This is a genomic window from Aeromonas sp. DNP9, from assembly GCF_001728955.1.
Lineage (GTDB): Bacteria > Pseudomonadota > Gammaproteobacteria > Enterobacterales > Aeromonadaceae > Aeromonas > Aeromonas veronii.
In genome coordinates, this window is sequence record NZ_LYSQ01000006.1 from 105,289 (window position 1) to 126,761 (window position 21,473).

Annotated in this window: 19 protein-coding genes and 1 tRNA gene; 5 read left to right on the top strand and 15 right to left on the bottom strand. The window is 57.9% G+C overall.

Translation table 11 applies throughout. The features are described from left to right. Positions 1-60 precede the first annotated feature (60 nt). Together A9G06_RS05830 and A9G06_RS21360 are read left to right on the top strand one after the other, a co-directional pair. Positions 61-2,400, top strand: a complete 2,340-nt coding sequence (locus A9G06_RS05830) for a YgiQ family radical SAM protein (RefSeq protein WP_069554560.1) — start codon at positions 61-63, stop codon at positions 2,398-2,400. 232 nt (positions 2,401-2,632) lie between these two features. Further along, entirely contained in the window at positions 2,633-3,643 is a 1,011-nt protein-coding gene (locus tag A9G06_RS21360; protein ID WP_080767407.1) for a Fic family protein, read from the top strand. Here the strand turns inward: A9G06_RS21360 and A9G06_RS21855 are convergent. The 4 genes from A9G06_RS21855 to A9G06_RS05845 form a co-directional block, all read right to left on the bottom strand. Beyond that, on the bottom strand, positions 3,638-3,871 hold the full coding sequence (locus A9G06_RS21855) for a hypothetical protein (RefSeq protein ID WP_139126164.1): 234 nt from the start codon (positions 3,869-3,871) through the stop codon (positions 3,638-3,640). The genes A9G06_RS21360 and A9G06_RS21855 overlap by 6 nt on opposite strands. A gap of 599 nt (positions 3,872-4,470) precedes the next feature. Further along, on the bottom strand, positions 4,471-5,970 hold the full coding sequence (locus A9G06_RS05835; RefSeq protein WP_069554561.1) for a histidine-type phosphatase: 1,500 nt from the start codon (positions 5,968-5,970) through the stop codon (positions 4,471-4,473). 215 nt (positions 5,971-6,185) lie between these two features. Continuing rightward, positions 6,186-6,626, bottom strand: coding sequence for a hypothetical protein (locus tag A9G06_RS05840; protein WP_069554562.1), 441 nt, complete (start codon positions 6,624-6,626; stop codon positions 6,186-6,188). A gap of 15 nt (positions 6,627-6,641) precedes the next feature. Continuing rightward, positions 6,642-7,166 (bottom strand): DinB family protein, encoded by a 525-nt coding sequence (locus A9G06_RS05845; protein WP_069554563.1) that lies wholly within the window; start codon positions 7,164-7,166, stop codon positions 6,642-6,644. A gap of 334 nt (positions 7,167-7,500) precedes the next feature. Between A9G06_RS05845 and A9G06_RS05850 the strand changes: the two genes are divergently transcribed. Beyond that, entirely contained in the window at positions 7,501-8,682 is a 1,182-nt protein-coding gene (locus tag A9G06_RS05850) for a M28 family metallopeptidase (RefSeq protein ID WP_069554564.1), read from the top strand. 179 nt (positions 8,683-8,861) lie between these two features. On the opposite strand, the gene A9G06_RS05855 is transcribed toward A9G06_RS05850, so the two are convergent. After that, positions 8,862-9,425, bottom strand: a complete 564-nt coding sequence (locus tag A9G06_RS05855) for a hypothetical protein (protein WP_234933241.1) — start codon at positions 9,423-9,425, stop codon at positions 8,862-8,864. Between the two features lie 518 nt (positions 9,426-9,943). Here A9G06_RS05855 and A9G06_RS05860 point away from each other — a divergent pair. Then, positions 9,944-10,858: a Gfo/Idh/MocA family oxidoreductase gene (locus tag A9G06_RS05860; RefSeq protein ID WP_069554565.1), complete on the top strand. Its 915-nt coding sequence runs from the start codon at positions 9,944-9,946 to the stop codon at positions 10,856-10,858. A gap of 111 nt (positions 10,859-10,969) precedes the next feature. Here the strand turns inward: A9G06_RS05860 and A9G06_RS05865 are convergent, their stop codons facing one another. From A9G06_RS05865 to A9G06_RS05875, 3 genes are all read right to left on the bottom strand, one after another. Continuing rightward, a complete protein-coding gene (locus A9G06_RS05865; RefSeq protein ID WP_005347582.1) occupies positions 10,970-11,320 on the bottom strand; it encodes a TusE/DsrC/DsvC family sulfur relay protein in 351 nt (116 codons plus the stop codon). Between the two features lie 24 nt (positions 11,321-11,344). Then, positions 11,345-13,510: a YccS family putative transporter gene (gene yccS, locus A9G06_RS05870; RefSeq protein WP_069554603.1), complete on the bottom strand. Its 2,166-nt coding sequence runs from the start codon at positions 13,508-13,510 to the stop codon at positions 11,345-11,347. Positions 13,511-13,674: 164 nt separating this feature from the next. Further along, entirely contained in the window at positions 13,675-14,331 is a 657-nt protein-coding gene (locus tag A9G06_RS05875) for a Bax inhibitor-1/YccA family protein (protein WP_005338308.1), read from the bottom strand. A gap of 208 nt (positions 14,332-14,539) precedes the next feature. Here A9G06_RS05875 and A9G06_RS05880 point away from each other — a divergent pair. Next, positions 14,540-14,627 (top strand) — tRNA-Ser (locus tag A9G06_RS05880). A gap of 84 nt (positions 14,628-14,711) precedes the next feature. Here the strand turns inward: A9G06_RS05880 and chbG are convergent. From chbG to A9G06_RS05915, 7 genes are all read right to left on the bottom strand, one after another. After that, entirely contained in the window at positions 14,712-15,476 is a 765-nt protein-coding gene (gene chbG / locus A9G06_RS05885) for a chitin disaccharide deacetylase (RefSeq protein ID WP_069554566.1), read from the bottom strand. 62 nt (positions 15,477-15,538) lie between these two features. Further along, the gene (locus A9G06_RS05890) at positions 15,539-16,885 is read right to left on the bottom strand and encodes a 6-phospho-beta-glucosidase (RefSeq protein WP_069554567.1); all 1,347 of its coding nucleotides are present in this window, start codon (positions 16,883-16,885) and stop codon (positions 15,539-15,541) included. Positions 16,886-17,030: 145 nt separating this feature from the next. Next, positions 17,031-17,858: a transcriptional regulator ChbR gene (chbR, locus tag A9G06_RS05895; RefSeq protein WP_069554568.1), complete on the bottom strand. Its 828-nt coding sequence runs from the start codon at positions 17,856-17,858 to the stop codon at positions 17,031-17,033. 54 nt (positions 17,859-17,912) lie between these two features. Next, on the bottom strand, positions 17,913-18,266 hold the full coding sequence (gene chbA / locus A9G06_RS05900; RefSeq protein ID WP_005350025.1) for a PTS N,N'-diacetylchitobiose transporter subunit IIA: 354 nt from the start codon (positions 18,264-18,266) through the stop codon (positions 17,913-17,915). 36 nt (positions 18,267-18,302) lie between these two features. Further along, entirely contained in the window at positions 18,303-19,685 is a 1,383-nt protein-coding gene (locus tag A9G06_RS05905; RefSeq protein ID WP_069554569.1) for a glycoside hydrolase family 1 protein, read from the bottom strand. 68 nt (positions 19,686-19,753) lie between these two features. Further along, positions 19,754-21,115, bottom strand: coding sequence for a PTS N,N'-diacetylchitobiose transporter subunit IIC (chbC, locus tag A9G06_RS05910; protein ID WP_069554570.1), 1,362 nt, complete (start codon positions 21,113-21,115; stop codon positions 19,754-19,756). 10 nt (positions 21,116-21,125) lie between these two features. Further along, complete coding sequence (locus tag A9G06_RS05915) at positions 21,126-21,446, bottom strand: PTS sugar transporter subunit IIB (RefSeq protein WP_005350034.1); 321 nt, start codon at positions 21,444-21,446, stop codon at positions 21,126-21,128. Positions 21,447-21,473: the final 27 nt, after the last annotated feature.

A 21,473-nucleotide genomic window follows, 5' to 3' on the forward strand; every position in this document is an offset into this window, starting at 1 on the left:
ATCGCTCCCCTTGACCGCAACCGGTATAATGCGCGACCCGAATTGTTCCAGGTGGTTAAAATGCAGCCGGTTACCAACCTTTTCTCCTATCCCCGCTATTGGGCCGAGTGCTACGGCACGGCGCCCTTCCTGCCCATGTCCCGCAAAGAGATGGACAAGCTGGGTTGGGACAGCTGCGACGTCATTCTGGTGACGGGGGATGCTTACGTGGATCACCCGAGCTTCGGCATGGCGGTGATTGGCCGCATGCTGGAGGCGCAGGGCTTTCGGGTTGGCATCATCGCCCAGCCGGACTGGTCATCGAAGGATGACTTTATGCGTCTGGGCAAACCGAACCTCTTCTTCGGGGTGACTGCGGGCAACATGGACTCCATGATCAACCGCTACACCTCCGACAAAAAGCTGCGCCACGACGACGCCTACACCCCGGGGGATGTGGGCGGCAAGCGGCCGGATCGCGCCACCCTGGTCTATACCCAGCGCTGCAAAGAGGCCTTCAAAGAGGTGCCGGTGGTCATCGGCGGCATCGAGGCATCCCTGCGCCGTATCGCCCACTACGACTATTGGTCCGAGACCATTCGCCGCTCCATCCTGCTCGATGCCAAGGCCGATATCCTGATTTACGGCAACGCCGAGCGGCCGCTGGTGGAAGTGGCTCACCGTATCGCAGCGGGGGAGACCATCGACACCATGCAGGATATTCGCGGCACTGCCGTTATCCGCAAGGAGCCGCTGCCGGGCTGGAAAGGGGTGGATTCGAGCAAGCTCGACCAGATTGGCCGCATCGATCCCATCCCCAACCCCTATATGGAAGGGGCGCCCTGCGCGGACGACGCCACCGACGCGGCGCCTGCCGCGCAAGAGGCCAAACCCGTGCTGGTGCAACCGGCCAAGCCCAAGCCGTGGGAAAAAACCTATGTGAAGCTGCCGGCGTTCGAGCGGGTCAAAGAGGACAAGGTGCTCTACGCCCACGCCTCGCGCATTTTGCACCACGAGACCAACCCCGGCTGTGCCCGCGCCCTGTCGCAGGCTCACGGCGATCGCATCGTCTGGGTCAACCCGCCCGCCTTCCCGCTGGAAACCGAGGAGATGGACGGCGTATTCGGCCTGCCCTACCAGCGGGTGCCGCACCCGGCCTATGGCAACGAGAAGATCCCCGCCTTCGAGATGATCAAGACCTCGGTCAACATCATGCGCGGCTGCTTTGGCGGCTGCTCCTTCTGCTCCATCACCGAGCACGAAGGGCGCATCATCCAGAGCCGCTCGGAAGAGTCGATCCTCAAAGAAATCGAAGATATCCGCGACAAGGTGCCGGGCTTTACCGGCGTCATCTCGGATCTTGGCGGCCCCACCGCCAACATGTACAAGCTGCGTTGCAAGAGCCCCAAAGCCGAGCAGACCTGCCGTCGCGCCTCCTGTGTCTGGCCCACCATCTGCCCGCACATGGACACCGACCACAGCCCGACCATCAACCTCTATCGCAAGGCGCGCGATCTCAAGGGGATCAAGAAGATCCTGATCGCCTCCGGCGTGCGTTACGACATCGCGGTGGAAGATCCCCGCTATATCAAGGAGCTGGCCAAGTATCACGTCGGCGGCTACCTCAAGATCGCGCCGGAACACACCGAGGAGGGGCCGCTCTCCAAGATGATGAAGCCGGGCATGGGCAGCTACTACCAGTTCAAGGAGCTGTTCGACAAATACTCCAAAGAGGCGGGCAAGCAGCAGTACCTGATCCCCTACTTCATCTCCGCCCACCCGGGCACCACAGATGAAGACATGGTCAATCTGGCGCTCTGGGTCAAAGAGAACCGCTTCAAGCTCGATCAGGTGCAGAACTTCTACCCGTCGCCGCTCGCCAACGCCACCACCATGTATTACACGGAGAAAAACCCGTTAAACAAGGTGAGCCGCGAGGGGGGCGATGTGTTCGTCGCCAAGGGCGAGCGTCGCCGCCGCCTGCACAAGGCGCTGCTGCGCTACCACGACCCCGCAGGCTGGCCGATGATCCGCGAAGCCCTGCTCGCCATGGGCAAGGGCCACCTGATTGGCAATGGCCCCGGCTGTCTGGTGCCAGCGGAAGGTCGCAACGAGCGCGCCGCCAGCGGCAAGGGGCTGAAACCGGCCCTGACCCGTCACAGCAACATCAGTCACCAGCGCGGCAATGGCGCAGGCAACAAGCCAACGGGCGGCAAGCCGGTGGGTTCCCAGTTGCAGAAAGGGGCGGCTAACGGCAAACCGGCCGCACAGGGCGAAGGCAAGAATGCTGGTAAGGGTAAAGCTGCCGGAAAACCCGCCCATAAGGGCAAAGCGCCAACCAGCGCAGGCTCTGCCAAACCCGCTGCTCAGGGCAGCAAGCCTGCGGCCAAAGGCAATGGTGCCAAGCGACCGGCGCGGTAATATTTCCTGATTGGAAAGCGACAGAAAAAAAGGCGACCGGATGGTCGCCTAACCAAGTATCAGGATTTAGTTGACCACAACAACTGCAGACTCGCTGAGTCTTACATGAGAAGGCATACAAGATGTGAGCACTAGCAGTGCATCGCAAGCAGATAGCACCTAAATTGTTGAAAAACTTTGGCAGAAAATTGGTGTACTATATCCCATGAGAGCGATGAACGAGATATAGACAATGAGCAAACATATCAAGATTACCAACGTCCATTCTTTAGAAGAATTTAAAGCTGAAGACAACATTGTTCATATAAAAACAACACCAAGTAAAAATGGATTTACGCATTTTTATTGGAATATACATCGTTCAGAAATAATTGTTGGCAGTAAAGTGCAATTTCCTGTCAAGTCTATCGCGCATCTCAAAAAAAACCATGAGTCATTCTATGATTTATCTAGAAGCGAAATTCAAATAGGAGACTCAATTTGTTATATAGCAAACTTTATGGCTCTTCCTATCTTCTGTGCCACAATAATTGGAACGAGAATACATAATAATCAGCGCTTTTTTTTCCTTCGCGCCAATCACCCGCAAAATATTTTATCCTACACATGGGCAAAATATATCCCAGAACGATTCTTTTTGGTTTCAAATAATAAGAATGAGCGAGGGAGATATATTGCTCCTGATAATTTAATGTATGCACGCTACCAAGATGAATTAGATAAAATTGAAATGATATACTCAGTATATAGATCCAAAATGCTCATAATGGACTATATGACCTCTAATTCATTTTTAGGTGAAATGGCATTTTTAAAATGTCATAAATACTTGTTTAATGGCATTTATGATTGGGCTGGAAAATATAGAGTTGATGAGGTGGTAGTCACGAACAGAAACTTTCCAACCGAAAATCCTGATTCTGTTCCACAAAAAATGGCTGAATTTTGTAATTCATTTGCCAGAAAATACTTAGCTCATGTAGGTTCTGACCAAAATAAAATGATAGATGCTTTGGTTTTTGCTCATAAAGAATTAGCTTGGATCCACCCATTTATGGATGGTAATGGTAGAACAATGAGGCTATATCTTGAGATCGTCGCAAGGACAAGAGGTTTTAAAATTAGTTGGCAAAAGGCGCTCTCAACTAAAAAAAGAAAAAAGTTCTACCACTATGCTGTTCGAAAAGCGATTAGTGGCAGAACTTCTTTTTTGAAAAAAATAATTAGCCAAGCAATATCATGAAGCTGAAGCCATATGGAATGTTAATTCTGGCATTATAACCTGCAGCTTTTTAATTTTGTCCCACTCATTAGATGAAATAGAATTGCCTTCTATTTCATATGAGACTCTGGCGTTGTCAATTATCTCATCAATAAACGCGCTGGTGTTAACTACTACTTTTTTGATATGAGAAGCACCTCTTATACGCAATTCAACATGTTTCATCGCTGACTTGCTATTGTGTTTCATATCTTAACCTCACCTAGGATTTTACACTTTATAAGTATAGTCAAAATTTTTGACAGCGGACAATTTTCACACAATTAAGTCTGTCTGTAAACCACTATCATAATCCCCACCACAGAGAAACACGGTACCAACAAGGCCACTACATGGAGCTAACCACAAGCAATGATGGACACAATTAGGTGGTCTATGTCAATGTGTTTATAACCAATTGTTTTTTAAATTGATTATTGGATTTCCACCTTTCTGAGCAAGGTGCGGAAATCTGGGACATCCACCTTTTTGTGTGAGACACATCACAACATATTTCCACGCTACCGCCCGTGGATGACAGCTTCCAATATGCTCCCTTGACCCGCGTTGGCAGCAACCTATCGCAGTTCAACAGGTTATGAATGGCCATGGTAAGCCAAACGAAACTGCCGAGGCGAGCCTTAAATTGACTTAACTATTAGAAATTAATCATTTTTTGCGCTTGATCGGCAAATGGAACCGGAAGGTGGCTTTATAGCCATATCCCGCTTTGGCAAGCAGGGAAGGGGAGTGGATCGGGGCGACCTGCTGGTCGCCCCTTGTGATTGCCATATCCGGCGTGCGAAGGGTTAGCCGTTATAGCCGTAGCAGCGCTTGAGCTCCTCGAAGTCGTAGTAGTGGCTGCCGCTTTGGTAGGGCTGGCAGCCCGTCTTAAAGGCGATCTCCTTTTCGTTGTAGAGCATCTTGACCAGCACCTGCCGCTGCCCGTTCTGGTAGATATCCCACTGAATATTGGCGGTATAGGGGGAGACCCAGCCGCCGCGCCACTCGTTGTTCTGCTGGCTGAACAGTTGATCCGGGCTGGCCCCCTGACGGCTCCCTTCCAGCTTCATCAGGGCGGCGAGGGGGATAATGGCTTCGGCGTGGGCAAAGCGCAGGGTGGCCCGTCGGCTCTGCTCGCCCTCCACCACCTGACGTTGCACCTCGCCAAACAGGCCGTCGAGCAGCGGCTGGGCAATGGCGTAGGGGGCACTCTGGTTGGCAAAGCTCGGCCCCTTCTCGTAGAAATCCTCCGCATCGGAGAGGTAGGAGAACCAGGCAGACTCCTGTGGGGTCAGGAACTGTTCCAGCGCCCAGGGCTCGCTGCCCTGAGCCTGCGCTTCGCGGATCATGCCGGGGCCGATGATAAAGAGGTTGTAGAGCATCAGGGCGGCATCCACTTCGTCGCGCACATAGGTCATGCCGCCATCTTCCGGGTTGACGGCGACAAACTCGACGCCGCCCGCCAGATAGTCGACAAACCCCTTGCTGTAGATACGCTCCAGCATGCTGCGGGCCATCTCTTTGGTCTTGCTCAGGTTTTTAAGCTGATCCAGCGCCCTGGCCAGTTCGGGGGCCGGGGCGATTGCGGCATCTTCGTCGCCGATAAAGCGCTGGTAGCTCTCATAGGCGGGCAGATAGCGGGCGTAATCCCCCTCGGGCGTGGTCTTGTGGAAGTAGAGCTCGAACTTGTTGGCCAGCTTTTTGTCGATCTTCGAGGGGTCATCCTGCGTGAGGTAGCACTGCGCCGAGTCGCTGACATAGTTCACGTTGCGCTTGAGGCTCTCCATAAAGTAGAAGGCGCTTTCGTTGGCCCTGTCCTTGCCCGATGTGACCACCTTGATGCAGTGGGGCTCGCTGCTGTTGAGCAGGGTCGGCAGCCGCGCCGCCAGCCGGGTGGCGAGATTGGCATGCTCCTCCTTGCCCAGCGCCGATAGCAGGCCATAGCCCAGTTTCTGGTTGGCGGCCGTCACCAGATCGACCTTGCCTCCCAGCCCCTGCCCGAGGGTAGTAAGCGCCCCCTGACGCTGCGCCTCTTCCCAGACCAGCTTGGTCAGCACGTCATATTTCGGGCTGGAGAGGGAGCGCGAGCCGTGGCGCGCCACCATCTCGGTAAAGACCGGGCTGAACCCCTGAGGCGCTGGCTCGTAGCTCTCCGCCTGCTGCTGCGGGCTGTAGACCGCTTTGGTGCTGTATTGATAGGCCGTTTTGCCCTGGCTGTCGGCAGACGATTCGTTCTCTGACTGGCAGCCGCCAAGCAAGACCAGCGAGACGGCCAAAGCCACATAAGAAGAGCGCGGGAAAGTCATGATGTTCCTTATCTATCCATATGAAAAATAAGTGAAAAACTCTATGGCTTGAAAATGACCGCGGGATGTCAGCCAGATGACAGGCTGATGACTTCTGATAAAGCAGTAAGCAAGGGGAGGGGAGAGAGGATGGCTGTAGGGAGGGCAATAGAGGCTCAACCAACCACTGCGCCGGTCACGGCTGAGTGGTCAGTGAGCGCGTTTGGGATGGGGGCTTATTGCCTTACCTCCTGCCCCTTGGCGTTCTGCAGGGTGTGAAACAGGTAGTGATCGTCCCGATCGTAATAGACGGTAATGGTGTGGCGCTGGGTGTAGTCCGCCGCCACGCCGGCCACCGTCATCGGCACCAGGATCAGCTCCCCCAGCCCCAATGTCACGGCGCTCGCCGTGGCCTGGCCATTGCCGTCAGCGCGCTTGTGGATCTTGCCGAGCACGGTAAAGCGATCGCACCCCTTGACCTGCGGCGTATCCATATATTGGCCTTGTGTACAAGGCTGCGGTTCGCCCAACTCGGCACGGATATGTTCTCGGGGTTGTCCCCGTGTCAGGGTCTCGCGAAAGCGCCCCGAATAGTGATCGATGGCGGCGGCGCAGCCACCTAGCAGCAATGGCAGCGCGAGCAGCAGCGGATGAGAAATACATACAAGACGATTCATAAGGACAAGACTCCGTTATTGCGCCAGTGACGCGCTATCTTGGCCACGTCGCTCCGGCTCGCTGCGATGCAGGAAGGTGGTCAGGGTATCGCGCGGCGGCGTGATGCCACACTGCACCAGAATCCGCCCGATGGCTCCCCTGTGATAGCCGCCATGAGTCACCAGATGGAGCAGCATTTCATCGCGGCTCATCTGCCCCTTGTCACCATCGACAAAGCGAAACGAGAGCGGGGTTGCACCCTCTTGCGTGCTCAGCGACGCGACGTAATCCACCAGCCAGTTATCCAGCTTGGTGACTGCGCTGCGCAGGGCGGTGAGGGTCGGTGTCTCCGGGGTATTGGTGGCGGTAAAGCCGTGGCGTTCCCCCAGCAGATTGGCCTTGAAGATGGCATCGACCACATGGATATGGTTGAAGATCCTGAGGCAGGTGTGGTGTGCCTCGCCATATTGCTGCGCATCGAGTGTGGTGATCGCATCCAGCAGTTCGCCATCGGCCCAGCGTTTGTAGTGAAAGAGAGATTGCAGTGTCTTGTTGCTCATCGCGTCCTTGCCCTTGTCGCTTCGTGAAGTGCGGCATGTTAGCCAAAATGGGCTCAATACGAAACCCATTCTGTTGCAGCTTTGGCCCCCGCCATGCAAAAGCCCCGAGAGCTGGCACTGTCGGGGAAGAGGAAAAACATCGACAAGGCATTACAAAGGCATTGGGTCAGGCTTGAACGGGAGCAGGCATCGACATAGAGCACTTGGCCGCTAATAAGCGCCCTTTTTTCGGGACATCCACCTTTTTGACAGCAGTGAGTGCCTAGACTAGGTTGGTATTCCTATGAGGCCCATTAAGCCTACTTACTGTTAACCATAACCGGAAGGATCCGACATGAAAGCGATGACTGCAGCCCTTTTGCTCCCCCTGATGCCCCTTGCCGTTCAGGCGGGGGCGCCCGTGTGGATCACGATTGGGGCCGATAGCGGGGTTGAACTCAAGCAGGTCAATGCCAAGCTCTCCCCTCTGTTCAGTGCCAGCGGGGCGCCTATCCAGCTGGCCCAGATTGAGGCAAGCGAGCTTGGCTCCCTCTCGCACCTGATGCACGAAGGCCACCAGCGCTGCGGAGGCTATGTGGTGCACACGACCCTGGCCGATGCGCTGCAGAGCATGGCCCAGCCCCTTAGCCAAAACCTGTTCAGCGCACCGCCATTGACCCAGGGGGCCAGTGTCAACCGGCTGCTGTCCCATCTGGATCAAGGCAATATCGCCAGCACCATCAGCAAGCTATCCGGCTGGCGCAACCGCTACTACACCACCACTACCGGCACGCAATCCGCCGACTGGGTGGCCAGCCAGTGGCAGAGCCTCGGCAGCACCCTGCCATGGGCCAGCGTCAGCCGGGTCAAACATAGCGGCTACCCGCAACAATCGGTGGTGCTGACCCTCAAGGGAAGCCGCTATCCGGACGAGGTGGTGGTGCTCGGTGGCCATCTCGATTCCACCGCAGGCTCGGCCCCCAACAGCAAGACGCTGGCCCCCGGCGCCGATGATGACGCCTCCGGCATCGCCACCCTGACCGAGGTGCTGCGGGTCATTGCCGAACAGGGCCGCCAGCCGGAGCGCACCCTGCAATTTATCGGCTATGCGGCAGAGGAGGTGGGCTTGCGAGGCTCCAAGGATATCGCCAGCCGCTACAAGGCGGCCAACACCAAGGTATTGGCCGCGCTCCAGCTGGACATGACCAACTACAAGGGCTCGGCGAACGACATCGTTTTTATGACTGACTACACCGACAAGGGGCTGACCGGCTACCTCACCCAGCTGATCGATGCCTATTTGCCGCAAGTCAGCTATGGCTATGACAGTTGTGGCTATGGTTGCTCGGATCACGCCTCCTGGCACAATCAGGGCTACCCCGCCGCCATGCCGTTCGAGTCACGCTTTAGCGAATACAACCCCAGGATCCACACGGCGCAGGATACGTTGCAAAACTCGGATCCCTCGGCTGGCCACGCCCTCAAGTTTGCCCAGCTGGCGACCAGCTTTGCCGTTGAAATGGGCAAGATAAACTGAGACACAGGCCGCTGCGCAAGCCAAAAGGAAGGAAGTCTCGACTTCCTTCCTTTTTTCTATCTTCTGTGCAGGTTTGCCCCCGCCATACAAAAAGCCCCGAGCGCAGTGCGCTTTCGAGGATGAGGAAACACGTCGCAAGGTCGTTATCCCAAGTCGTCGTTATTCGAGGTAAAGCTTGCTCAATACCACGCCAATAAGGCATCGAACATGCGGGTATGGGTCACTTGCAGGTTTGCCGCCTTGGCAGAAATGGCTGCGCTATAGAGCTGGAGGCCGGGTTCGTTATGACTCTGCACCAGATAGTTTTTATGGCGACAGGTCCCGTAGAGGGAGAGGCTTTTTCTCGCACAGTGGCCGAGAAACAGCACCCCAGCAAGGCCGATCATCAGGTCGGAGATATCGATCAAATTGACGACGTGCAGGGCAAATTGTGCCTCGGCTTGCTGCGCGAGTTCATAGAGTGACACGGCAAACATGGCGCCGCAGAACAGCAGTTTGAGGCGGGCGAGGCTGGTGAGTTTGGTCTGCATCACTTCCGGCGAGACAAAATAGAGATTCTCCAGATGCCGTCTCTGCTCTTTGATAAGGATCCCGCGCACATTGACATCAACCTCGACCTGGGTTGATTCGCGATAGACCAGCCCCTGTTTTTCCCACTCGTCCGCCAGCATGGCAACCAGCACCGGATAGACGACAATGGCCAGGCCGCAATAGATCGGCAGCGCATGATATCCGCTGGACATCAGTCCAACTGACAATATTGCGAATATATAGGGCGACAAGGCTTTGACTGCAATTGATGATTTCATCGTTATACATCCATAAATAACGCGTTTATAGGCGCCGATAGCGCACAGGCAATAGTGGCCGCGCCAATAAGCTGCGACCAAATAGGGCGTTGGTCAGTGGTAATCCATTCCGGCAAATGGCCTGAAATAGTCCCTTTGCTCGGCAACAGGGACAAGAGCGCCATAGTAAGCCAAACGAGGCTGCTCTGACAGTGACCCGGATGACATAAATCTGGGTGCCGTCGTCGAAATAAAATCACAATCTGTCGTTGTTCTGGCTCCGCTATACAAAAAGCCCCGAGAGCAGAGTGCTTTCGGGGAAAAACCCCTTTTACGGGATATTTAACTTTTGGATTGTAGAGACAAGCCGTTACCAGCCAGTGCGCTAACGGTAGGCTGGATCTGCGGGACAAATCCTGCGATGGTGCGGGCAGTTATCCGCTTGTCCCGTTATCGAGTGAAAAGGAGTTGAGATGCGCATTGCCATGATTGGTCTGGGGGATATCGCCCAGAAAGCCTATCTGCCGCTGCTGGCGAGCGACGAGCGGGTCACCCCGCTGCTCTGCACCCGCAATCCAGCTGTGCTGGAGAAGCTGGCCCGCCAGTATCGGGTCGCCGAGTGCTTTACCGATGTGGCGGCCACGCTGGCCAGCCGCCCCGACGCCTTGATGATCCACGCCGCCACCGCGGTGCACCGCGAGCTGGCCGAACAGTGCCTGCGGGCAGGGATCCCCACCTTTGTCGACAAGCCCCTGTGCGACAATCTGGCCGAGGCCGAGGCGCTGGCCAACCTCGCCATCGCGCAAGATTGCGCCCTCTTTACCGGCTTTAACCGCCGCTATCTGCCCGCCATGGCCGAGGCGCGGGCCCAGCCGCTCACCGAGCTTAACTGGCAAAAGCACCGCTTCGCCCTGCCGGGCAAGGGGCGGGATTTTATGTTCGACGATTTTATCCATGTGCTCGACAGCCTCTGCTTCTATGGCGGCGTGCCGCAGGGGGATCTCCATGCGGTATTGCGCCCCTGTGCGCAGGACAACAGCCTGTTGGCTGGGGTGAGCGTCAGCTGGCAGAGCGGCGATCGCGCCATCAGCGGCAGCATGAACCGCAGCGCCGGGATCACCGAGGAGCGCATCGATGCCTACGGCGACAATCTCTCCCTGCACCTTGAGAACTGCACTCGCGGCATCATCGCCCGCGACAAGCAGGCGCAGATGCTTAGCCCCAACGACTGGCAGCCGGTGCTGGCCCAGCGCGGCTTTGCCGCCATGCTGGCGCACTGGTATCAGCAGATTGAATCGGGCAAGGCGGATAGCGAGCTGATCGCCTCCTACCTGCACGGCCACCGGCTTGCGGAGCAGCTGGTGGCGCTGGCTGACAAGCGGAGTTAAGGCTGGCTGGAAGCCTGAGATATATGAATGGACGGTGCGCGAAGATAGCGCACCAAACACAACGGGGGCCGCAGTTGCGGCCCCCGTTGTTATGGGATGAGATGCATGGGATCAGATGCACTTCACCGGTTTGGGCAGGCCACCAATCTTGGTTGCCTGCTTGGCTGGGCCTTCCGGGAACAGCTTGTAGAGGTAGCGGCTGTTGCCCTTCTCGGGGCCGTACTGCTTCTCCATCGCCTTGACCAGCGCGCGGATGGCGGGGGAGGTGTTGAACTCCAGATAGAAGGCGCGCACAAAGCGCACCACTTCCCAGTGCGGCTCCTCCAGTTCGATACCCTCCTGCGCGGCCAGCACCAGCGCCAGCTCCTCGCTCCAGTCGTTGCTGTTGAGCAGGTAGCCCTTGGCATCGGTCTCGATGAGTTGGCCGTTGAATTCCAGCTGATGTTTTTCGGACGCAGACATGGGGGCTCCTCGCTAATGGGGCTATCAGGATTGGGCGGGCATGGTAGCGCCTTGATCCCCGGTGAGCAACCGGCTCTCGTTGGCCAGATGCAGCAGCTGATCCGCCAGCTCGCTGATCAGGTTGAGCTGCTGGGTCAGCATCAGCTGCTCCTCGCTGCTGTCCGGACAGCTGTCCGTGCAAAGAAGGGGGCTCTGACCACCGATTGAGCTGGAGGGGTTGCCCGCCAGATGGCCGGCAGCCTGCTCCAGGGTGTGGCAGATGTGGTGGCGCACCTCATCCAGCCCGCTGATGGCCTCCAGCTTGTCGCGATGGGCTCCCAGCGCCGAGATGTAGGAGAGCAGGGCGTGGTTGCGCCAGGTGAGGGTAAAGCAGAGATCGAGGAAGCGGCGGCGCTTTTGCGGCTCCACCAGCATGCTCTGCCAGGCGGTAGCCAGCTCGCTGTCCGCCAGATGGGCGCTCTTGCGCGCCACCCGATAGTCGATGGATTCGTCCCGCTGCTGCTTGAGGCTTGCCAGCACCGCCGAGAGGTAGCGGGCGTTGGCCGAGAGCGAATTGGCGATCAGGGTCGGCAGCCGCTTGTACTGCCAGTCCGGCCAGAGCCAGGCCACCAGCCCGTAGGAGATGAGGCAGCCGAGCAGGGTATCGAGCAGCCGCGGCCCGAGGATCGCAAAGCCGATGCCATCGAGCAGGTTGAACGCCATCAGCACGTAGAGGGTGATAAAGCAGACCGCGGCACTGTAGTTGTTGCGTACCTGAGTAAAGAAGAGGAAGGCGGCCAGCCCCATCACCACCAGCTGAATGTGCAGCTCGGGGAACAGCCAGAGCACCGGAATGCCCACCAGAATACCGGCGAAGGTGCCGAGCATCCGCTGCACCAGTCGGCGGCGGGTGGCGCTGTAGCTGGGCTGGCAGACAAACAGCACGGTCAGCAAAATCCAGTAGCCCTTTTCCAGATCAAAGGCTTGCAGTATGCCGTAGCCGATCACCAGCCCCAAGGATAGGCGCAGCGCATGGCGAAACACCATTGAGTGCAAGGTGAGGTGCTGCTTGAGCTGGGTCAGCAGCGGCAGGCGGGGCGGCTTGGCCAGCGCGGGCAGCTCCTGCTCCGGCTGCTCGGGGTTTTGCAGCACTTCGGCGCTGCCGAGCAGCTGGTTGATGCTGGCCAGATTGCGGCGCAGGAACTTCATCGGCGTCAGCAGGGTTTTCGGGTAGTGCTGCTTGAGATTGGTGAACTCCAGCTGATCGCCAAGGGCCTCAAGCGTCCAGTGGATGCGCTTGTTATGGGCGTAGGGCTTGTGCACCAGAATGGCGTAACCGAGCCGCTGGCACGCCTCGGAGAGTTGCAGAAACACCTCCTGAAATCCTTCCAGTACGATGCCCTGCTTGAGCTCTGCTTCCAGCCGGCTGTAGGGGTAGTGGCTGGAGGTGGCGCGTTCGTGAATCTCCAGTGCCAGCAGGTAGAGGCGCAGCAGGCTGGCCAGCTCGGGGCTCGCCGGATGGCGGCGGCTCAGACGGGCGTTGAGGGCCGACTTGGTGAGGGTCAGCGCGCTCACCAGATTGATGTTGAGCTGGGCCAGATTGTGGCGAATGGCCTGGGCGCCGTGCTCGTCTGCCGGGAAGAAGCGGGATTTTTCCAGCAGGTAGCGGCCAAGGGCGAAGTAGCTCTGGGCCAGCTGCTCGTGCAGGGTCTTGTAGGGCAGCAGCCAGAGCCAGATGAACGAGACCAGCCCGTACCAGAGGGCGCCAGCGCCGAGGGCCAGCGGCTGGTAGAAGAGATCCGGCGCCTTGGCGGCACCCAGCATGGTGTAGATGGCGATGAGCAGGGAGCCAAAACTGATGGTGGCATAGCGGGCGCCGAGCGCCCCCACCATCACGAAGATAAAGGTGGAGCTGGCCAGCCCGATGGCAAACAGCCAGGGGGTGGGGTAGAGATACTGCACGCACAGGGACGCGAACATAAAGCAGATGAGCGTCATGGCGAGGTTTTTGAGCCGTCCCCACAGGCTGTCGTCGGTTTCGGCGATGGCGCCCGCCACTACCCCGAGGGAGAGCAGTACGGTGAGCTGGATATTGCCTGTGGCCAGGGTGAAGGCGAGCAGACCGAGAATGGCCAGCAGCACCTTGAGGGCGAAGTAGATGTGACTATCGGTCAGCAGTCGGCGCAGCAGGCCAGAGAGATCCATCGACATGAGACAGGTGAAACCCTTGATCGAAACGAGAGCGAGATAGTAGCCCGCCAAGCGCGAAGTGGCACTGATCCAAATCAGGGCCACTTCGCTTCATATCCTTGATTTACAACTTATCCTGACAAAAATCGGCGCCAATAAAAACCCCGCCGAAGCGGGGTTTCTGATTAGTTGCGGTTGCCGCCAAGCAGGCTCAGCAGGCTCAGGAAGATGTTGTAGATGGAGACATACAGGGTGACGGTGGCAGAGATGTAGTTGGTCTCGCCGCCGCGCACGATCTGCTGGGTAGTCAGCAGGATGGCACCGGAAGAGAACAGCATGAACATGGCGGACAGGGCCAGGCTCAGGGCGCTCATCTGCAGGAAGATGTTGGCAATCATGGCCACCAGCAGTACCCAGAAACCGACGAACAGCATGCCGCCGATGAAAGAGAGGTCACGCTTGGTGGTCAGGGCGTAGGCCGACAGACCGAAGAAGGTGAGCGCGGTGCCGCCAAGGGCGGTCATCACGATCTCGCCACCACCATTGTTCATGTACATGTTGATGATGGGGCCCAGGCTATAGCCCAGCAGACCGGTCAGGGCGAAGGTGAAGACCAGCCCCATGCCGTTGTTGCGATTCTTCTCGGTCAGGAACATCAGACCGTAGACACCGATCAGGAACACGGCCCAGTGCAGCGGGGGCATGTTCATCACGGTAGCGACCCCCGCCACCACGGCAGAGAAGCCCAGAGTGAGGGAGAGCAGCATATAGGTGTTACGCAGCACCTTGTTGGTATCGCGTACGGCACTTTGGGTGCCAGTGTAGATAGAACGGGTATCCATCTTGGGTGTCCTCTTGATGTCCGGGTGAGACGGCGAGCAGCCGCCTCGTGATCGCTGTTTGTTACTGCATGTTTACGCATTGTATGTAGAACAAATAGGGATGACGAGGAACAATTTCAAGCCACCTGCCATTTTGCTCCCGCACACTATCCCACAGGAAATATGTATTGCATATGAACAAGGGCTTAGCGTAGTATGCACGCCGTTCGGAGGGGTGGCAGAGCGGCTGAATGCACCGGTCTTGAAAACCGGCGATGGGCGACCATCCGTGGGTTCAAATCCCACCTCCTCCGCCATATTCAAAGAGAAAGCCCAAGCGGTCACCCGCTTGGGCTTTTTTGTGTCTGCGGTTTTTACCGGTCCACCTGATGGTGTGCTGGCTATTGCCACTCCCGATAGCTGGCGAGGCGGTAGCCGCGCTCGGCGATAAGGGTGGGCAGGGACGGGTCGGTCAGGATAGCCAGTTCGTTGAGACGGGGCTGGCAGTAGGTGCTGCCTTGCATCTCCAGATCGATAAAGGAGGGGTGGCACATGATCTCGAGCGAATGGGCCCCCTGTTCACTGGCCTCATCGAGCAGTTGCAGCAAGTCGGCTTGGGTCAGCTGCGCGCCGTAGAAGCGGTCGTCAAACCGATCGCAGCTCTGCGGGTGGGTGACGGTCAGACCGTGGCGGGCTATTTCGCCCCGGTCGATGCGAAGTGGCAGGCCATGCGCCTTGGCGAAAGCCTCCACCAGCGGGTAGATAGTCGGCAACATATGAACATGGTGGTGGCTGTCGATATGGGTCGGCCGTTGGCCGAAGATCTCGACAAAGCGCTGATACTGACTCGCCAGCTCGCCGGATATCTCGGCCAGATCCAGCTCTCCCGCCTCGCTCTTGTGCCAGATCCCCTTGTTGAGCTCGCCCTGCTCGTTCACCAGCGAGGTGAGCGGCGTGAGCGGCTTCCCCCAGCTGAGCATAAAGTGCAGCCCGACTGGCAATTCGGGGAAGCGTTTGGCCAGCCAGGCGGCATGCTCGATGGCGGGGGAGGTGACAATCGCAGTGGTGGAGCTGACGACCCCGTGATCGAACGCCTCTATGATGCCGTAGTTTTGGGCGCGGCAGAGGCCGAAGTCGTCGGCGTTGATGATCAATCTCTTGCTCATGACAGTTCTCTTGCGGTTAAGCGCCCCGCTGGTTCGGGTGGTTCGGGCGGGGCGTGCTGGCCTCAGGCGAGGGCGTCGATGGCGGCGGCGAAGTTGGGGAGGTGTTCGCGGTGGGCCAGCAACAGCTCGCGGGCGACGATGCGGGCATCGTTGTCTGAGTGGATCAGCGGGTTGAGGTTCATCGCCAACAGCAGGTCATCGAAGTTGCCGCTGATGGCGGCCTTGGCGGCAGCGATCTCGAAGCTCTTGATGAGATGCACCAGCCCGTTCACCTTGTCGTCAAAGCGGGTGAGGCGCGGATGGGGAATGGCGCCGTCACGGCCGATCAGGCAGCTCATCTCCACCGTCCAGTCGGCCGGGATATTGGTGACATGGCCCTGATGGGGCACGATGACGTAGTGCTCGCTCTGCTTGTCGTTGTAGATGGCGCTGATCACTTCGCAGGCTGCATCGGAGTAGTAGGCGCCGCCACGCAGCTCCAGCTCCTTGGGCTTTTCGCACAGATCGGGGTTCTGGTAGAGCTCGAACAGTTTCTTCTCGACCTGCTGCACCACTTGAGCCCGGGCGCCGCCTTTATAGAACTCGCCCATCTCGATCCCCAGCATCTCTTTCTCCTTGAAGTAGTAACGCAGGTAGGAGCAGGGAAGCAGGCGAAGACCGCGGATAAAACCGGGGTCGAACGGCAGGTCGAAGATGTTCTTGACCGAGCTGGCGCGGGTCAGGCTGCCATCGGCGACCCCTTCCAGCAGCTCGTCAAAGCGGGATTCGCCGTTTACCAGCACATCGCCGATAAAGACCAGATGATTGAGGCCAAACAAGTCCATCGAGAGGTGATCCCGCTCGGTGAGCTGGAGGGCATCGCGCACAAACATCTGCATGCCGACCGGAATGTTGCACACCCCGATAAAGCGGCGGAAGTTGGTATGACGGCGCACCGCTTCGGTCACCATGCCGGCCGGATTGGTGAAGTTAATCAGCCAGGCATCCGGGCAAAGCGCTTCCATGTCGCGGATGATATCGAAGATAACCGGAATGGTGCGTAGCCCTTTAAACAGGCCGCCCGCGCCGTTGGTCTCCTGCCCCAGCATGCCGTGACTCAAGGGGATGCGCTCATCCTTCTCCCGCGCCTGCAGCTGGCCGACGCGAAGCTGGGTGGTGACGAAGTGGGCGCCCACCAGTGCTTCGCGGCGATCCAGGGTTTTGTGCAGGGTCATGGGGATGCCTGCCTGGCGGATCATCCGTTGGCAGAGATCGAAGATGATGTTCAGTTTCTCTTCGCCAGCGGGAATATCCACCAGCCACAGCTCGCTGATGGGCAGCTCGGCATAGCGCTTGATGAAACCATCGACCAGCTCGGGGGTGTAGCTGCTGCCGCCGCCAATGGTGACTACCTTGATCTTCTCGCTCATAAATCCCTCTTCATTGATCTTTCTAGGTTTGATGGTGGCCGCTCTGTCTTCATGGTGAGAGGGGCCGCAGCCGCCTGTGGCAGGGGCTGGTCACAATGGATTGGTTCTCTTGAACCGGGTTGTTTAGGTCAGCAAGTCGCTGGTCTCAGGCTGAACTTTCGAATTTCGGATAGAGATATTTGCGGTAACTGCCCGGGGTAAACGAGGTGAGCTTCTTGAAGTTTTTGATAAAGAGGCTGACGTCGTTGTAGCCGGTCTCGAAGGCGATATCGGCCACCGAGTTGTTGGTCACCTCCAACTGCATCTTGGCGTAGTTGATCCGGATCTCATTGATGATCTGCATCGGCGTCTTGTTGTAGTAACGCCGGGTGGCCCTGGTCAGATACTCCTGGCTCTTGCCACAGAGGGAGACCATGTTGGCCAGCGCATCCTCGGCAAAGAGGGGGCGATCGTGCATCCGCTCCACGGTTTCGTGGAGCCAGAGCGGAAGATCATCGCTGGCGGAGGTGTCCTTGTAGTGACGCAGCCGGTTCATCACCGCGTAGGTCACCACTTCGAGAAATTCGGTCAGCGCCTCTTCCCTAAACCCCGGCGAGACCAGCACCGACTCGATGTAGCTGAGGAACTCGCTCTTGAGCGGATAGGCCTGTGAGGCGACGAAGTGTTCCGGCAGCAGGTATTTGAAGTGCTCGTCAAAATAGGTACGGGTGATCCCGACGTTGAAGATGCGGGTGGTGCCGAACTCGTAGAAGCTTTGATGGCGGGAGCCGAGCGGGATAAAGACCACGTCCCCCCGCTCCAGCAGCACCCGCTTGCCGTTGACCTCCTGATAGTAACGACCGGTCAGTACCAGGGTGAACTCGTAGTAGTCGTGCTGGTGCAAACCGGTTCCGCTCACCTGTTTGTTGTAGATGAACATGTGGAACGGTTTGTTGTTAAACAGTTCGGTTTCCCGGATTGTTTTAACGCTCATGAGTCGCTTCCTGATCTGCGGGCCGATGACGGGGCCTTTCGCCCCGTCCGGAGGTTATTGGTTCTGCAGCTTTTCGTGCAGCTCGATCAGCTCGCTGATCAGCTCACGGGCCAGCATGGAGGTCATCAGGTGATCCTGGGCATGGACCAGCACCAGGGTGACCGGGATCTTGCCTTCCCCCTGATCGTCCTCGATCAGCTGGGTCTGCACCAGATGGGCGGCATTGAGCGCCTCGCGGGATTGGGCCATCAGCTGGTGAGCGGCGGCCAGATCCCCCTCCTTGGCTTTTTTCAGCGCGGTGTAGGCGAGACTGCGGGCCTGCCCGGAGTTGATGATAAGCCCCATAACCACCTCTTCCAGATCGTTGCTGGTGGTGGCCTCTTCAGTGATGTTGTCCAGATCGAACATGTGTCGTTCCTTACGTAAATGCGTTAATTGAAACCGTTAATTAAAACCATGGTTGCGCGCTACCTCGGCAAACCAGTAGCCGCTCTTCTTGATGGTGCGCTGCTGGCTCTCCAGATCGAGGCGGACGAAGCCGTAACGGTTCTTGTAGGCGTTGAGCCACGACCAGTTGTCGATAAAGGTCCACAGGTGATAGCCGCGACAGGCGCTGCCCTCTTCCAGTGCGCGATGCAGCCACTGGAGGTGCTCGCGAATGAACTGGATGCGGTAGTCATCCTCCACCCGTCCCTCGGGACCGATAAAGCGCTCTTCCCCTTCGACCCCCATGCCGTTTTCCGAGATGTAGCAGGGCAGGTTGCCGTAGTTGACTCGCAGGTCGGTGAGGATGTCGTAGATCCCTTTTTCGTAAATCTCCCAGCCGCGGTGGGGGTTCATCTTGCGGCCCGGCATCTCGTAGTAGTCGAACAGATCTTCCGGCGTGCGCGGTACACCCTGCCACGCCACCTCTTTGGCCTTGACCCGGCGCGGCTGGTAGTAGTTGATGCCGAGGATATCCACCTTGCCGGCGGCGAGCAGCGCCTTGTCACCCTCTTCGATCTGCGGCAGCAAGTCGTACTGCTCTAGCAGCGCGACCAGCTCGGGGTCGTAGCTCCCCTTCAGGGCCGGATCGAGGAAGCTCTTGTTTAGCAGCAGATCCGCGATGCGGGAGGCGGCGAGATCAGCCGGATCCTGTGAGCGGGGATAGGTCGGGCTCAGGTTGAGGATGATGCCGATCTCGCCATCATGCTGACAGGCGCGATAGGCCTGCACGGCACCGGCATGGGCCAGCGCGGTATGGTAGGCGACGGTGGCCGCCCGGCCAAAATCCACCACGCAGGGGTAGTGGTAGTGGCCAAGGTAGCCACACTCGACCGGCACGATCGGCTCGTTGAAGGTGAACCAGTGCTTGATGCGACCGCCAAACAGGTCGAAGCAGCGGGTGGCGTAGCGCACATAGGCGGCCACCACTTCCCGGCTTTCCCAGCCGCCACACTCCTGCATGCACATCGGCATGTCGAAGTGGTAGAGGTTGATAAGCGGGGTGATCCCCTCGGCCAGCAGCCGGTCAAAGACGGCGTTGTAGAAGCTGACCGCCTCCTGGTTGATTTCGCCCACCCCGTCCGGGATCAGCCGTGACCAGGAGATGGAGGTGCGAAAACTGTTGTGCCCCAGCTGCTTGAGCAGCTTGATGTCGCTCTCGAAGTTGTCATAGAAGGCGGAAGTGTCGGTCGGGCCGACCCCGTTGTGGAAACGCTGTGGCTCGATGGAGAACCAGTAGTCAAAGATATTGGCGGATTTGCCACCGCGGTTGGCGGCACCTTCCATCTGCGGGGCCGAGCTGGCGCTGCCCCACCAGAAGTTATCCGGAAAACGATACTGCATGGGTTACTTCTCCAGGCTGTTAGGGGAGGCGTTTTGCTCCTCCCCTGCTGTCATTGGAATGGCTGTTATCAGAACTTCAGAGCCAGAGCGATATCCTCTTCGCTCTCCTCTTCTTCATCGATGACGTTCTGCGCTTTGTTGGCAATCAGCACGAAGGGGATATACATCATGGTCGCGACGCCAAGGTTGAATATCGCCAGACAGAAGGCGGCCACGCTGCCGTTGGTGTTGAAGAAGGCACCCAGGCCGGTCGGCATGGTCCATGGCGCTATGTTGGTGATCGGCGGGATGATCCCGGCGTAGTAGGCCACCATGGTGATCCCCATCAGTACCGGGTGCACCAGGATGAAGGGCACCAGCAGGATGGGGTTCATGATGACCGGCAAGCCGAACAGAATGGGCTCGTTGATCTGGAACATGCCGGAGGGCAGACCCAGCTTGGCGACCTGACGGTAGTCATCGCGACGGGAGACCATAAAGATGGCGATGATGAGGCCCAGCGTGGCACCGGTGCCGCCGAGGAAGACGAAGGAGTCGGTGATCGGCTTGGCCCAGAAGTGGAACTGCTTGCCTGCCTCCAACGCCGCTTCGACCGAACCGTACTGGTTGTAGAGGGCTACGTTTTCCAGGGCGAAGGGGAAAAGTACGCCTGACTCCAGCGCAGTGAGCGCCAGCATGCCGTGTACACCGAAGAACCAGAGGAAGGAGGAGAAGATCACATAGACCCAGCCCACCAGACCCCCCATATTGGCCAGCGGGGTGGAGATACAGTCCATGATCAGCTGGTGGAAGTTGGTGCCGGCATTGTTCAGCAGGTAGGAGATCACCCCCATGATGGAGAGGATGATAAAGCCCGGAATCAAAGCCGAGAAGGAGCGGGAGACAGAAGCTGGAACGCTGTCTGGCAGGGTGATGACCCAGTTGCGACGGACGATAAAGGCGAACATTTCGGCCACGGCGATACCGATCAGCATGCCGGAGATGATGTTGGCTCCGCCCAGCCAGTTGGCGCCGACCGCATAGGCTTCGCCCACGCTGAACGGCGTGACGGTCATAAAGGCTGCAACCGACAGCAAACCGGAGGCCAGGGGGTCGGTCTTGCGCTCTTCGGCCAGTGCCAGACCAATAAAGAAGGGGGCCATCAGGGACATGATCCCCAGGGTGCCGTTATAGACGTTGCCGCCGATACTCTTGAGGCCATCAAGGGTGGCGATGGTGGCGGGATCGATCCGCACGCCGATAGAGTAGAAGAAGGAGCCTTCGCCAAAGCTCAGAAAGACGTTGTTGATGAGAACAAACATGGCCCCGACCAGCGTCAGGGGCATCAGCTTGATAAAACCGTTCTTGATGGCGTTGACATGAGGTTGTTTGCCCAGCTTGACGGCTATGGGCAGTATGACCTTCTCCAACGATGCGATGATGTTGCTCACAGGGGTCTCCTTACTGCGCGAGGCTCTTCTTGATGGAGGCGACCGCTGCCTTCAGTACGCCGAGGCCATCGACCTTGCCGTAGAGCAGGGTGTCGATCACCTCGACCGGCTTGCCCGGCAGTTGCTGCTGGATCTCCGGCAGCATGTAGGCGATTTGCGGGCCCAGCAGCACCAAATCGGCATCCTGTCCCTTCTCGCCAGCCAGGGTCTCCGGATAGGCATCGATCAGCACCGGCACATCATATTTTTCTGCCTGCGCCTTCATCTTTGAAACCAGCAGTGAAGTGGACATCCCGGCAGAGCAAAACAGGTAGATACGCTTCTTTTCCATAACCCTTCCCTCAACGCTTGAAAACCA

Excerpts from the sequence above, each read along its gene's own strand:
- A9G06_RS05830 (WP_069554560.1), top strand. The coding sequence starts at position 61 with ATGCAGCCGGTTACCAACCTTTTCTCCTATCCCCGCTATTGGGCCGAG.
- A9G06_RS21360 (WP_080767407.1), top strand. The coding sequence starts at position 2,633 with ATGAGCAAACATATCAAGATTACCAACGTCCATTCTTTAGAAGAATTT.
- A9G06_RS21855 (WP_139126164.1), bottom strand. The coding sequence starts at position 3,871 with ATGAAACACAATAGCAAGTCAGCGATGAAACATGTTGAATTGCGTATA.
- A9G06_RS05835 (WP_069554561.1), bottom strand. The coding sequence starts at position 5,970 with ATGACTTTCCCGCGCTCTTCTTATGTGGCTTTGGCCGTCTCGCTGGTC.
- A9G06_RS05840 (WP_069554562.1), bottom strand. The coding sequence starts at position 6,626 with ATGAATCGTCTTGTATGTATTTCTCATCCGCTGCTGCTCGCGCTGCCA.
- A9G06_RS05845 (WP_069554563.1), bottom strand. The coding sequence starts at position 7,166 with ATGAGCAACAAGACACTGCAATCTCTCTTTCACTACAAACGCTGGGCC.
- A9G06_RS05850 (WP_069554564.1), top strand. The coding sequence starts at position 7,501 with ATGAAAGCGATGACTGCAGCCCTTTTGCTCCCCCTGATGCCCCTTGCC.
- A9G06_RS05855 (WP_234933241.1), bottom strand. The coding sequence starts at position 9,425 with ATGTCCAGCGGATATCATGCGCTGCCGATCTATTGCGGCCTGGCCATT.
- A9G06_RS05860 (WP_069554565.1), top strand. The coding sequence starts at position 9,944 with ATGCGCATTGCCATGATTGGTCTGGGGGATATCGCCCAGAAAGCCTAT.
- A9G06_RS05865 (WP_005347582.1), bottom strand. The coding sequence starts at position 11,320 with ATGTCTGCGTCCGAAAAACATCAGCTGGAATTCAACGGCCAACTCATC.
- yccS (WP_069554603.1), bottom strand. The coding sequence starts at position 13,510 with ATGTCGATGGATCTCTCTGGCCTGCTGCGCCGACTGCTGACCGATAGT.
- A9G06_RS05875 (WP_005338308.1), bottom strand. The coding sequence starts at position 14,331 with ATGGATACCCGTTCTATCTACACTGGCACCCAAAGTGCCGTACGCGAT.
- chbG (WP_069554566.1), bottom strand. The coding sequence starts at position 15,476 with ATGAGCAAGAGATTGATCATCAACGCCGACGACTTCGGCCTCTGCCGC.
- A9G06_RS05890 (WP_069554567.1), bottom strand. The coding sequence starts at position 16,885 with ATGAGCGAGAAGATCAAGGTAGTCACCATTGGCGGCGGCAGCAGCTAC.
- chbR (WP_069554568.1), bottom strand. The coding sequence starts at position 17,858 with ATGAGCGTTAAAACAATCCGGGAAACCGAACTGTTTAACAACAAACCG.
- chbA (WP_005350025.1), bottom strand. The coding sequence starts at position 18,266 with ATGTTCGATCTGGACAACATCACTGAAGAGGCCACCACCAGCAACGAT.
- A9G06_RS05905 (WP_069554569.1), bottom strand. The coding sequence starts at position 19,685 with ATGCAGTATCGTTTTCCGGATAACTTCTGGTGGGGCAGCGCCAGCTCG.
- A9G06_RS05915 (WP_005350034.1), bottom strand. The coding sequence starts at position 21,446 with ATGGAAAAGAAGCGTATCTACCTGTTTTGCTCTGCCGGGATGTCCACT.